The organism is Bacteroidales bacterium, assembly GCA_031275285.1.
GTDB lineage: Bacteria > Bacteroidota > Bacteroidia > Bacteroidales > UBA4181 > JAIRLS01.
In genome coordinates this window covers 1-13,655 of sequence record JAISOY010000111.1, presented here as the reverse complement: position 1 = coordinate 13,655, position 13,655 = coordinate 1, and the positions used below count along the sequence as shown (strand labels likewise).

Below are 13,655 nucleotides of genomic sequence, written 5' to 3'. Positions count from 1 at the left end.
GACGCCGGAAGAACTACCTTCGGTGAGATCGCTCCGCTAAGTTCGCCTTACGGCTCAGACAGCTTCCGGCTTGCCCCTTCACTTTGCAGGACTGGTGCCCGCTTCCGGAAGGTCAGGCCCTCCAGGTGTAACACCATTGTTTGAGCAGAGGAACATAAAATATGATATATGTGAACTAATTATGAACATCTACTAATACAAATACGGATCATGAATTTTCCATTCCTTTTCAAAAAAGAAATACTTGACAATCTTTATAATTTCCGTTACGGGATCATACTGGCGTTATCGGTATTAGTGATTGGAACAAGTATTTTCACCATGTACAGGGATTATTGTTCCCGGGTAGAGAATTACCTGGTTCTCCGGCCTGAAGGAAAGGAAGCGACAGCCATTATTCCTCCTACCCCCTTATCCGTTTTTGTAAAAGGCCTGGACGAGAATTTATGCCGTTCCTACGAAATAGATTTTTTGGGTATCAGCATGGGAAGCAGCCAACAAGCGGTAAACAGGCTTTTTAAACTGTTCACTACACCTGATCTGTTATACATTATAAAAATAGTCCTGTCCTTATGTGCTATACTGATGGCATACGATATGATCACCCGCGAAAAAGAAAACGGAACACTAAAGCTCATCTTATCCAACCCTGTAAAACGGCCGGCATTATTGTTTGCAAAATGGTTGGGAGGATTTACCAGCTTTATTGTCCCTATATTGATTGTATGCCTGTTCTCTATTGCCGTTGTCAGTCTTTTACCTATGGTTCAATTTACATGGGCCGATTATGGTAAAATAGGTACATTTATACTCACGAGTATCCTTTACCTGGGTATATTTTTTACTTTAGGCCTTTTTATTTCATGCTTGACGGCCAGATCGGTCACGTCCCTTATCCTTTCATTATTTTTCTGGACCATGATCGTTTTTGTTGTCCCTAATTTAGGAAACAGCCTTAGCAAACAGATCATAAAAACAAAATCCATTGAACAGCTTCAGTTCCAGCAAAACATGGCATGGAGAAAAGCCGTGTTTAATAAAGTCAATAACAAAAGCGAAGGGAAAATGGATTTCGGATGGGAACAATTGACCATGGCTTTTCAGATCGAACAGAACAAACAGATAAAGATATCGGAAACCATCGCAAAATGTTCTCCTTCCGGGATCTTCACATTGGTTGCCAGCAACATCATGGGTACCGGTATCGATGATCAGAATAGACTGAAAAACCATGTGTGGGAATACTACAACACGGTAAAAGACGCCCCCAGCGATTCCGATGGAAACCTGACGGGTGATTTCCCTGTCTTTTCGTACCAACGGACAAAGTTGACGGAAGTATTGAGTCAAAATATCACATCATACGCTATTCTATTGTTTTTCATAGCATTGCTTTTCACAGGAGCATATGCTTTCTTCATGAAATACGATTTACGATAAAACCAACGCCATGCTAAAAACAATTATATATAAGGAAATATCTGATAATATACGTAACCTGAGGTTTACCGTAGGCTCACTACTGGTAGTTATAGTATCTCTGATATGTGTCATTATACTTACCTCCCATTACAAAGATGAAGTAACTGATTACTACCAACGCATCCATGAGCAGAATATAGCCATCAGTGAGTTTGCACATGAGAACAGATTAAGCGGAATGGTCGTTCCACAGATACCGCCATCTAAGTTTCATCCGGTTGTATTGGGTATAGAACAGAACACTGAAATAAAAAACTACAACAATAATCCGTTGGATACGCTTTTCCCTCCCTTTGATATCATTATCATCGTCAGTATCCTGATGAGTTTATTGGCCATCTTATTCTCATACAATGCCATATCAGGGGAAACGGAAGAGGGAACGTTACGGCTTATCTTATCCAATCCGGTCCCCCGAATATTACTTTTAACGGGCAAATGGCTGGGGGGTATCATCTGTATCTGCATCCCGTTTATCGCTGCTGTCCTGCTTATTTCAATTTATATTTCCATCTCTCCGGTGATCCAGTGGAGCATGTATCATTGGGGATGCTTTGCCTTGTTTGTATTGGCATCGCTGCTGTTCATATCTATTTTTTACCTGATCGGTTTATGCATATCCGGCATTACCAAAAACTCGACCATATCCATGCTGGTATCTTTATTTATATGGGTGCTGTTTATACTGGTGATACCCAATATAAGCCCGTATTTTGCCGCACAATTATATAAAGTTCCATCTGTCAACAGTGCCGAAAAAGAAATTAAAAGGATCGAAGGGGTGGAAAGGGATCAGTTAGGAAATAGGTTGGAAAAAGAAGCCATGGAAAAATATTTGCTTCAATACCATGAAGAAATATCATTGATGGAAGAAATGGATGAAGATGAAATCATGATTTATCTGGAACAAAATCCTGCGCTAAAGAAGGTGTATCAACAAATACAAAAAGAAATAGATGATATATGGAATAATGCGAACAGGATACAGGGAGAAAAAGCAGACAGAATCAGAGCGGATATCACTACCAGATCGGAAAAACAGGTAGCCATTGCTAAAAATATAGCCGCCATAAGTCCTTATGCCTGCTTTGTGTATATAGCTACCGACATCACCGGAACAGGGCTGCACAAAACAAAACATGACAAACAACAAGCCAGTGAATACAGTACGATCATCTGGGATTTTATCGATAAAAGGATCGCCGAAGAAAAAGGAAAAAATCCTTTATTTGGTTATGATTCCTTTTTAGACCTCAGTAACCGTCCTCTGTTTAACTATCAGGAAGAGCCGGTCAGATCAAAATTTGCCGCTACACGTTTTTATTGGTTGATTCTCGTCGGGTTCAATGTTATTTTTCTGGTCATCGCTTATATCAACTTCAGAAAATATGATGTCCGGTAATTATAAATAAATATCCAGAATATGTTTAAAACATTACTTATAAAAGAGATACAAACAGCCATCATCGATTTCAGGTTTTGGGTGGTTTTGTTGCTGTGTATCTGTATTATTCCATTGAGTTTTTATGTATCGGTAAAGAATTATTCTCAAAGAGTATCCGATTACCAGCAGGAAATTCAGACCTATAAGGACCAGCAGTCAAAAAACGGAGCCGATGCTTTTTTTGCTGCCGAAGGAGTTCATCCCCCTTCTCCTTTAAGTATCTTTTCCCGGGGATTGGATGAAAAAATGCCGAATAAAGTAATTACATCCAGGGACGGACAGTATAAGATCGAATATGCCAAACCGGACAACAAACAGGATCTACTGGGTAAAATAGATTTCGCCTTCATCGTGGTCTTTGTTTTATCCATTCTTGCCCTGGTCTTTACCTTCAGCGCCATTTCAGGGGATAAGGAAAGTGGAATTTTCCGGTTGGTATTTTCCAATCCCGTATTGCGCCGCCAGGTATTGATCTCAAAATTATTGGGAAATTATATCGTATTTTCCATCCCGTTTCTTCTCTCTTTGTTACTGGCCTTACTGGTGGTATACCTTTCAGGACTAATCCCCATCTTTTCGGCACAATTGTTCCCGTCGGTGCTGATCATGATCGGCATCAGCATGTTATTCCTGTTTGCTTTGTTTAATCTTGGCCTGTGGATATCAGCTTTTGCTAAAAATTCAACATTATCCATCAATATCTTACTGTTAATATGGATCATTATCGGATTGGTAGTTCCCAAAGTAAGTCCGATCATCAGTGAAGCCATTGCACCGGTAGAATCCACCAGTGTTTTTGATGCAAAAAAGACATTATTGTACAAGAATTTTACAAATGAGCAAATAAAAGAAGAGCGGGAATTGTATGAGAAGCTACGTATACAATTCCAACCCAAATCGGAAGGTATATCCAGTTCTAATGATCTAAACAAAGAATATGACAAAGAAGTGATTCCTATTCGTAAGAAATATGAGGAACGGATAGTTGATGAAATCAATAAACTTACTATTGATTATAAAATACGATGCGACAAGCAAAACAAAATCGCCAAAGCTATTTCCAGTTTATCCATTATTAATTCCACCAATAACCTGATGGCAGAATTTTCAGGGACAGGATACTCGGAAGCAAATAATTTTCAGGAACAGGCAAAACAATATCAGGAGATGATCAAACAAATTCTATATGATAAAATTGAACATAAAATTTACTATTCACAATACGGATCCTCCACATCAACTTCTATACCTTCAGGCTTTTCAGACAATTTTCAGATCCCTGTACTGGATCATTATAAATATCTGGATGTATCGCAAACTGTACGGCAGAACTGGATAGATATCCTGTTGCTGTTCTTTTACTGTATCTTGTTTTTTGTCGGGGCATTTGCCAGCTTCCTGCGTTTCGATGTACGGTAAGCTGATTATATATTTTATTAGTAAAAAACCATTAAATTTAAATAATATGTTACAAGCCGTTGATTTAACCAAACGCTATGAAGATGGTCAGTTAGCATTAGATGCTTTGAATCTTGAGATCAAACCGGGAGAAGTATTCTTCTTACTGGGTGCAAATGGTGCCGGTAAAACCACCACGATCAATCTTTTCCTGAATTTTATCGAGCCTACTTCAGGGCAGGCACTGGTAGATGGGATCGATGTGATGAAAGAACCTTTGGAAACGAAAAAGAACGTATCCTATGTATCTGAAAATGTAATGCTTTACGGAAACTTTACTGCAAGGCAGAATGTTGATTTTTTCGCCAAGCTGGGCGGTAAAACAAACCTGACAAAGAACGATTATTACACGGTGATGCGTAATGTCGGTTTACAGGAAGAGGCCTTTGAAAAGAAATTGAAGACCTTCTCAAAAGGGATGCGTCAAAAAGTGGGATTGGCCATTGCCATCATTAAGGATGCCTCCAATATCCTGCTGGATGAACCGACCTCCGGGCTCGATCCCAAATCGGCATCCGAGTTGATGCAACTGTTATTGCAATTACGGGACCAGGGTAAATCTATCCTGATGTGTACCCATGATATTTTCAGGGCCAAAGTAGTGGCAGACCGGGTAGGGATCATGAAAGAAGGGCGTCTGGTCATGATACGGACACGTGAACAATTCCTACAGGACGATCTGGAACGGATTTATCTGGATTATATGCAGGAAGCTGTTATGTCGGCAGAGACCGTCGAAAAATAATTATTTTCAACTTATAGGAAAATATATGATTTGGTTGATCGCAAAAAAAGAGTTCTGGAATAATATCGTTACTTCCGGATTTATAGTCGGATTAGTATTATGCCTGCTACTGATACCGTATTCTGTATATACAGGGATCAAAACCTATGAGAACAGGTTAACACAATACGAAACCGATATGAAATCGGCGGAAGATGTTTACCAGAAGTCCCAGATTTATGCCCAGGTAGATCCTATTATTGTCAAGCCGGTTTCTCCGTTAAGTATTTTCAGCAAAGGAATTTCCGAGCAAACCGGTTCGAAAGTCCAACTGGACAGGAAAGAAAAACCGGTATTTTCATCCGGCATTGTCTCCCTGAACGAAAATCCTTTTATGGGTAATTTCCTGTCGCTTGATTTTGTTACGGCACTGACCATCCTTTTCTCCCTTTTAGGTATATTGTTTTCATACGATATGCTATCGCGGGAAAAAGAAGACGGGACACTGAAACTGGCACTGGTCAATTCGTTAAGCCGATCTACCTTCTTTCTGGGTAAAATTACCGGTATTTTCTTCACTTTATTACCTATTTTATTGATCTGTTTTCTGGCAGTTTTTATCATTATTATATTCTCACCTTCCGTTCATTTTACATTGAACGATTACGGGCGTATCGGGATGATGATCCTGATCAGCCTGGTTTATTTCGCTTTTTTTGTTTTTCTGGGAGGGTTTATATCCAGCCGGGCCAAAAGTTCTGTGACCAGTATTATTATAAATGTCTTCATCTGGTGTTTTTTACTCTTCCTTTTGCCTAATGCTGCTTCTTACTTAGGGAAAAATATAGCTAAAACGGATGATTATAAAAATCTTACATATAACACGGCGCAAATCGACTCTGAATTCTGGAATACGCAGTATAAAGATATTTCGAAAAAATTGGGGGACGAACACCTTACCCATGTCGGCTATAATTTTTGTGCCGGTGGTGATTGGGATGGAGGCAATATGATCTTTTTCACTCCTATTGCCACCATGAAATATGAAAGAAGGAAGAAAGAACTGATCAATCCCATATTGTTGGAGAACAGTAACAAAAAATGGCAATTGCAGGCCGCATACCTGGACCAGCTATATCGCCAGGAAAAAACCGTTCGTTATTTTTCCAGTCTTTCTCCGGCAGGTATCCTTAAGCAAATTTCAGCATCCCTCTGCCATACAGGGGTACAGGATGAAGTGAATTTCATGAATCAGATACGTACTTTCCAGGATATTTATTATGGATATTATATACAGAATAAGATTTATTCGTCTTATGCCTATTTTACTCCTCAAAAAGAGGAGGATTTTCCCGAAAGCTGGACAGAAGGTGATCAGGATGCCCAAACCTGGAAAGAAACGGCAAAACCGGAATCAACTTTTGATTTTACTTCTTTCGGATATCTGGACACTTCCGATCTGCCCCGGTTTACTTATGTGCCTTCTACATTTTCAGTAGACATGAAAAATCAGATATATCTTCTTACGGCTTTGATATTGGTATGTATCCTGTTCTTTTGGTTTTCGTTCATCTCTTTTATCAAATATGATATAAGATAGTACATTATATTCATGCAAAACAATCAAAAATGAAAAATTTAATCACTCATGAGTTACAACAGTTCCTTTACGGATTAAGGTTCTTCATCGCTTTATCTGTTACGGTACTTATGTTTATCGCCTCATCATTAACGTACATCAATGAAAATAAGGAGATCACAAAAAAATACCATGAGTTGACCAATTATCAGGAACATCACTTACGGGAAGTAGCCTCCAATGCGTCCAAGGTGGCTACTAATCAGTGGTCCTATCAGTTACCGCCACGTAATAGCGGTTTTATTTCGGATTGTGGTGAACTCAATATGCCCAACACCTTATTGTATAATGCATTTTATACCATTGGATTCGATTCGAACAGTACAAAAAGTAATCCTTTCATTCTGCCTTCCGACCGGATCAACTGGGGATTTATCATATTGGTATTGTTCAGTTTTCTGGCTGTAATATTTTCTTTTGATGTCATCTCGGGTGAGCGGGAAAAACGTACGCTCGCTCTCTGCCTGTCCAATCCGATAAAAAGAAGTCATATCCTGATCAGTAAATTTTTAGCCATCAATATCATGCTGGTTTTATTGGCTTTCATTGGCATATTACTGGCTTTGTCTATCCTGATAATAGCACCTTCTGTGAACATCACCGGCGACACCTTCCTAGAGATCGGATTGTTTTTATTGTTTGTTATCTTTTTTACAGGAAGTATGGTGGCCATAGGCATGCTGACTTCTGTAATATGCCGTTATTCCCATGTCAGTCTGTTGCTTTCCATTTCCTTTTGGCTGGTATTTATGATTGCTATTCCCAATTTTTCGCAAACCATCGGTATGAATATGTACCCAATCGAAAAGAGTAGTGTGATGTGGACGAAAATAGGAGAGAAAAGAAAAGAGATAGAAGCCAGTTTTCCGGACGGAAAATGGACATCCAACGGAGGAAATCCTTTTATCCCCCAGCACAAAATTAGGGCGGAAATGATGATGGCTTTTGCGAAAAATCAGGCTGATTTCCTGAACGAACACCGTAATGAACAATTCAAACAACTGGAAAAAATACGGCTATGGACTTGGATCTCCCCTCTTTCTGTATTTGAATACGGGACAGAAGCCTTACTGGATGGTGGCTACAGCAGGTTGAAGAAAAACTATGACCACCTGCAAAGTTTTAAGATACAATACCAGCAATGGTTCAAGGATCTGGATGCAAAAGACCAGGATAGCCCGCATTGGTATAATCCTTATGAAGATTTTTCCACCACCAAGAAACCGGTAAGTTATGAGGAAATTCCCAAATACAAAGAAAGCAATGTCAGTATTGGTGAACGATTGACCGATACCCTGAAATATTTAGCCATCCTGTCTGCTTACATGGGTATTATCTTTTTGGTTACCATATTCCGGTTTGAACGATATGATGTAAGATAAAAGCAATGTTTTAACTTATCCAACTGGCAGTGATCGGTTTATATACGGGAATAACGAATTGTTCAATAGATCACTGCCGGTTTTTTCGTATCTGTCTATCAATAAGAATAATACTCCAATCCTAAATCGCATTTAAGTACTCAGTGCTATTTATTGTTTTTAAGTCGCATTGACCAAGTTGATTACGTTTATTAAACATGACTTTAATTTATGGTATTATTCATATAGATTCCAATAAAAATTTACACATATTTCATTTACATAATTACTCGCTGACGCTCATGATCTTAGGCTTAGTTCACCATATGAGCGGCTTAAAATTATCAATTTTCAATTATCAATCATCAATTATTTAATAGGTGATTTTCTTTACTTTTGTTATTCGGATTTTTATCAAAATAACTATGAAAAGAATTTTTCAACTCTTATTGATTTTCGGAACCTTTGCCTCTATGAATGCCCAGGATCTGATCATCTGGAAAAATGGTACCCGGTCAAATGTACTGATCGTAGAAACAACACATGACAAGGTAGCATTCAAGCATTTCGACCAGTTAAGCGGTCCGGTATACAATGTGCATAAAAGCGAAATAAAACAGATCCGGTATGCTGACGGATCGGAAGAGACCTATCAATACCAGCCTGTCAGTTCTTCCGGAGAATTCACCAACAGGCCATCCAGGATCCGTTATTCCGGATTGGTTGAGGCCGGAATATCACCCGGTTACGATTTCTATAATAACTATTTTTCATTGGGCGCCTCTTTGAATACAGCGCATGGAATTATGCTGAAGGACCGGTATTTTTTCGGCATGGGAACAGGTATCCACGTGGAGTATCTATCCTATTTTGAAAAGTCCTATGTATATCTCCCGTTCTATACTACAGCACGTATTGATTTTTCGGATAAAGATATAAGGTCATTTATTAGCTTCTCTGCAGGCTTTCAGATCGGGTTATCCAACGACACATTTTATGATTTTTCTATGGGTTGGTGGTTCAATACTTTACTGGGTATACGATTCAAAAACGGATGGTATCTTTCTGCAGGACCTTGTGTGAAGGGTGCTCAAGGTTTCAATGATTCATGGTATTACCATGAATCATTCAGCGAAACAATTTATTCGTCAGTTGGCCTGATGGCTTGCTTCGGACGGAGATTTTAAATCGCAACCATGAAAAAGGCCGGATTTGTTTTATGTACCTTAATATTAGGGGTAATCATCCAGATGTACGGGCAAAATACCGTAAAAATCGGCATTATTGCAGATGTACACGGAGAAAAAGAACGCCTGAAGGAATTTATCGATCAGGCACAAGATGAAAACCTGGATTTTATCATCCAGTTAGGCGATCTTTCCAGCGGGAAAAAGGAGGAAACCGAAGAAATGCTGGCCATCTGGGAAAAATATCCCGGGAAAAAATATCATGTGCTGGGTAATCATGAATTCGATTATTCTACCAAAGAGGAAATGGTGAAAAGACAGGAAATGCCGGGAAATTATTATTCATTCGATAATGGCGATTTTCATTTTATCGTTCTGGATTGTAATTTCATCAAAAAAGACGGGGTATTTATCGACCATGGAAATGCCAATTATTATATAGATAAGGAATACAGGGATTTAATCAATCCTGAACAGGTGGAATGGTTGGCGAAAGATATCAGGGAAACTGAAAAGCCTGTAATCATATTTTCACATCAGACCTTTGATGATATAACGATCAGGGGATCCAATCCTGTGCCTAACAGGGCCAAAGTACGCAAGGTCATTGACGAAGCAAACCGTTCGGGAATAAAAGTGATCGCCTGCTTTGCCGGACATGATCATCTGGACCACTACAACCGGATAAACGGAGTTCATTTTTTCTCGGTAAACAGTGCTTACGGGTTCAAGAAAAGCCTGGAATTAAAAGATGGTATTTATGCAATGGTGACATTCAACAATAACGAACGGACCATTAGCATCAAGGGAACAAAAACGGAATTTAAGAAACCACCTACTGATGATGATTACAAACCATATCCTAAAGAATCTATCTTTCCTCATATCAGCGATCGCAAAGTAAAATACTGATTTTAAAACCGTAACGAAAAGACTTGTATTTTTACAATCAGAATTAGCCCCTCACCTGCCCTATTTTACAATCCCAAAGTCATCTGTTCCGCCTTGCTTTCTTCCACTTCAAATTTAACATCCGGGAAACGATCAACCTGAGTAGTAGGATCGGTATCAGGCGGAGTAGTATTTTCCTGCGCCGGCGTAGGTTCTGTCGGCGGCAATGACTCTATTTCTTCCACCTTGGCTACTTCGAAAGTGGATAAGCGTTTCCCTTTGGCCCGGATACTCTTCACTGCAATAAATTCGTCGGCAATTATGACCTCTTCAGGGCGATGCTTCGAATGTCCCCCGAAAATAATACGGAAACGAGGGCGAACCTCCCGGCTCAGACATTTCAGCTGTTGTGCTCCGTCTCCTACGAATGAAGCAAGCTGTACCGACTGTTCGAACGGGAAACGTTTCAGGTACCAGAATTTTGACTCCGGATCATAATAAACGGCAGTATATATGGCTGTAGAATCATATTTTTCAATCAGACGGATATTGTCTTCAAAATGTAAGGATACATCAAACCCGGATATCCTGTAATTACCGTCCTCCGTAACGATCAGTATCTTATCCTTATGGTTGAACTCTCCCAATAGGGTTCCCCTGCCATCTTCATTCAGACGCTGGACATCCGCATCCCACCAGATGGGCTTTCCTCCGAGTGTTGAAGCACCCCGTTCCTTAAGTGCGATCTTGTGAATGGCATAACGGGTCAGTATATTTCCCTGTGCATCACGTCCCTTGATAGCAATATCTGCGAAATTCACGTCCATAACCAGGTTACGTAATCTCGGACGTGGCTTAAGGGTCACACGTAATAATTCGGCTTCACCGTTCGGATTGGCACTGAAATATAACAACTGCGAACCGGGAGCTCCTTTGGTCAGGTGGTATTCCCGGTCGCGGGTAATACCCGAAATAGCGCATCGTTTGATCATGATGGGACCGTTACGGCCGTCACGATATACGATATTATATATCGTCCGGTTATCGTTACGCTGGAATACATTCACATATTGCAGGTTCTTACCCATGAATGCTTTTTCGGATACTTTGCTCACCACATAGGAGCCATCCTTACGGACAACAATGATCTCATCCAGATCCGAACAATCGCAAACGTACTGGTCTTTTTTCATGCCATAACCGACAAACCCTTCTTCCCAGTTAACATACAACTTCTCATTAGCAATTACCACACGGGTAACGGCAATGGTATCGAAACTGCGCAGTTCTGTCTTACGTTCGCGGCCGGCCCCGTATTTCTTCTTGATACGTTTATAATAATCAATGGTGTAACGAACCAGATTGTTCAGGTTGTCTTTGACCTTTTCCATCTCGTCTTCCACACCTTTGATGTGTTCTTCCGCTTTTTTGATATCGAATTTGGAAATCCGCCGTACAGGTTTTTCAGTCAGCTTAACAATATCCTCATGTTTGATCTCACGACGCAATAACGGACGGTACGGATCAAAAGCGGTATTGATACCCGACAACTGATCTTCCCATGAAGCCTGGTCTTTTTCCAGTTCCCGGTAAATACGTTGCTCAAAAAATATCTTTTCCAGCGAAGAATAATGCCAGTCTTCTTCCAGTTCATTCATCCGGATCTCCAGTTCCTGACGCAGCAGGTCCTTGGTCTGTTCCGTATTGCTGCGAAGAATATCCGATACACTGAAAAATACCGGTTGGTCACTCCTGATCACACAAGCATAGGTAGAAAGGGATGACTCACAATCCGTGAATGCATACAGTGCATCAATGGTCATATCCGGAGATACATCATTGGCTAAATGGATCAGTATTTCGACATTTTGCGCCGTATTATCATCTACTTTCTTGATCTTGATCTTTCCCTTATCATTTGCTTTTACGATCGATTCGATCAGTTTAGAAGTATCCATTCCGAAAGGAATCTCTGTGATCGCAAGGGTTTTATTGTCTACTTTATTGATACGGGCACGGACTTTTACTCTTCCTCCTCTTGCACCATCATTATATGCAGCACAATCGGCCATACCTCCGGTAGGAAAGTCAGGAAACAGTTCGAACGGTTCATTTTTCAGATGGGCAATGGAAGCGTCGATCAGTTCATTGAAATTGTGCGGCAGAATTTTAGAAGCCAATCCGACAGCGATCCCTTCTACTCCCTGGGCCAATAACAAAGGAAATTTCATCGGAAGCGTCACCGGTTCCTTATTCCTTCCGTCATAAGAGGCCATCCATTCCGTCGTTTTCGGGTTAAAAGCCACCTCCAATGCGAATTTAGACAGACGTGCCTCGATATAACGCGGTGCAGCAGCCCTGTCTCCGGTAAGGATATTCCCGAAGTTTCCCTGTGTTTCGATCAATAATTCCTTTTGTCCCAGCTGTACCAAAGCATCGCCGATAGAAGCATCGCCGTGCGGATGGAACTGCATGGTAAACCCGATGACATTGGCTACCTTATTAAAACGGCCGTCATCCATACGGAACATGGCGTGCAAAATACGGCGCTGTACGGGCTTAAGGCCATCTTCGATATGTGGCACAGCACGTTCAAGGATCACATACGATGCATAATCCAGAAACCAGTCGCGAAACATGCCTGTGATACGATGAGTCTTACCTTCTTCAACATTGAGCAAAGCATCGTATTTACCAGCTTTTGACTCCCCGTTCTCAGAAGCGTCCTCTATCGAATCGATCGATTCTTCAATATTCTCTTCTTTCTCGTTTTCTAATTCGTCCCTTTCGTCCGACATGTTAAGTTTTATTGATCAAGCTAAAAAGCAAACTCATTGGGCGTTCTTCGACGAAACAACCTATTCATCCGCTAACTGACAAAGATAAGTTGAATTTGACAGATTTTCAATTGACAGATACCTGAAAAACATGCCATAAAATCAGATATCACGCTAATATTCAAGTATTTAAATTGTTGATAACTTTCAGTAAAGACTTACAATTTCACAGGTCCTATTTTATCCATCAATGAAAGTATCTGTGCCTGCCGTTCAATCATATAATTACCGGGACGGACAGGATTCCGCTTCCTGGGAGAAGGCAGTACCGTTGCGATCATAGCCGCTTCCTCGCGGGACAATTGAGATGCTTCCTTATGGTAATAAACCTGTGCGGCAGCCCCGATACCATATATTCCTTTCCCCATCTCTATCACATTCAGGTAAACTTCCATTATGCGTTTTTTACCCCATAGCAACTCCACCCATACGGTGTACCAGGCTTCCAGTATCTTACGGGTATAGCTACGTCCTTCCCATAAAAAGACATTTTTACACATCTGTTGGGTAATGGTACTGGCTCCCCTCAATCGCTTACCTGTTTTATTTTTCCTGTATGCTTCACGCATTTCCCCGAAGTCAAAACCATGATGATTGACAAATTTGTTGTCTTCACTGGCTACTACAGCATC

Annotated in this window: 10 protein-coding genes; 8 read left to right on the top strand and 2 right to left on the bottom strand. The window is 40.5% G+C overall.

Features of this window, described 5'->3' with window-relative positions; all coding sequences use genetic code 11:
* The first annotated feature begins 210 nt into the window (after positions 1-210).
* The 8 genes from LBQ60_11890 to LBQ60_11855 all read left to right on the top strand — a co-directional run bounded on the left by LBQ60_11890 (position 211) and on the right by LBQ60_11855 (position 10,207).
* Complete coding sequence (locus tag LBQ60_11890) at positions 211-1,440, top strand: ABC transporter permease (GenBank protein MDR2038614.1); 1,230 nt, start codon at positions 211-213, stop codon at positions 1,438-1,440.
* A 10-nt stretch (positions 1,441-1,450) separates the two neighbouring features.
* The gene (locus tag LBQ60_11885; GenBank protein MDR2038613.1) at positions 1,451-2,884 is read left to right on the top strand and encodes an ABC transporter permease; all 1,434 of its coding nucleotides are present in this window, start codon (positions 1,451-1,453) and stop codon (positions 2,882-2,884) included.
* A 21-nt stretch (positions 2,885-2,905) separates the two neighbouring features.
* Positions 2,906-4,345, top strand: coding sequence for an ABC transporter permease (locus tag LBQ60_11880; protein MDR2038612.1), 1,440 nt, complete (start codon positions 2,906-2,908; stop codon positions 4,343-4,345).
* A 46-nt stretch (positions 4,346-4,391) separates the two neighbouring features.
* On the top strand, positions 4,392-5,129 hold the full coding sequence (locus LBQ60_11875; GenBank protein ID MDR2038611.1) for an ABC transporter ATP-binding protein: 738 nt from the start codon (positions 4,392-4,394) through the stop codon (positions 5,127-5,129).
* A gap of 25 nt (positions 5,130-5,154) precedes the next feature.
* Positions 5,155-6,708 carry an ABC transporter permease gene (locus LBQ60_11870; protein ID MDR2038610.1) on the top strand — a complete coding sequence of 518 codons (1,554 nt, stop codon included), beginning with the start codon at positions 5,155-5,157 and terminating at the stop codon, positions 6,706-6,708.
* Between the two features lie 29 nt (positions 6,709-6,737).
* Complete coding sequence (locus LBQ60_11865) at positions 6,738-8,129, top strand: ABC transporter permease (GenBank protein MDR2038609.1); 1,392 nt, start codon at positions 6,738-6,740, stop codon at positions 8,127-8,129.
* A 404-nt stretch (positions 8,130-8,533) separates the two neighbouring features.
* Positions 8,534-9,295, top strand: a complete 762-nt coding sequence (locus LBQ60_11860; protein MDR2038608.1) for a hypothetical protein — start codon at positions 8,534-8,536, stop codon at positions 9,293-9,295.
* Between the two features lie 9 nt (positions 9,296-9,304).
* Complete coding sequence (locus LBQ60_11855) at positions 9,305-10,207, top strand: metallophosphoesterase (GenBank protein ID MDR2038607.1); 903 nt, start codon at positions 9,305-9,307, stop codon at positions 10,205-10,207.
* Between the two features lie 65 nt (positions 10,208-10,272).
* On the opposite strand, the gene LBQ60_11850 is transcribed toward LBQ60_11855, so the two are convergent.
* Together LBQ60_11850 and mtgA are read right to left on the bottom strand one after the other, a co-directional pair.
* Positions 10,273-12,984, bottom strand: a complete 2,712-nt coding sequence (locus LBQ60_11850; GenBank protein MDR2038606.1) for a DNA gyrase/topoisomerase IV subunit A — start codon at positions 12,982-12,984, stop codon at positions 10,273-10,275.
* 197 nt (positions 12,985-13,181) lie between these two features.
* A partial coding sequence (gene mtgA / locus LBQ60_11845) for a monofunctional biosynthetic peptidoglycan transglycosylase (protein ID MDR2038605.1) occupies positions 13,182-13,655 on the bottom strand: 474 nt, incomplete at its 5' end.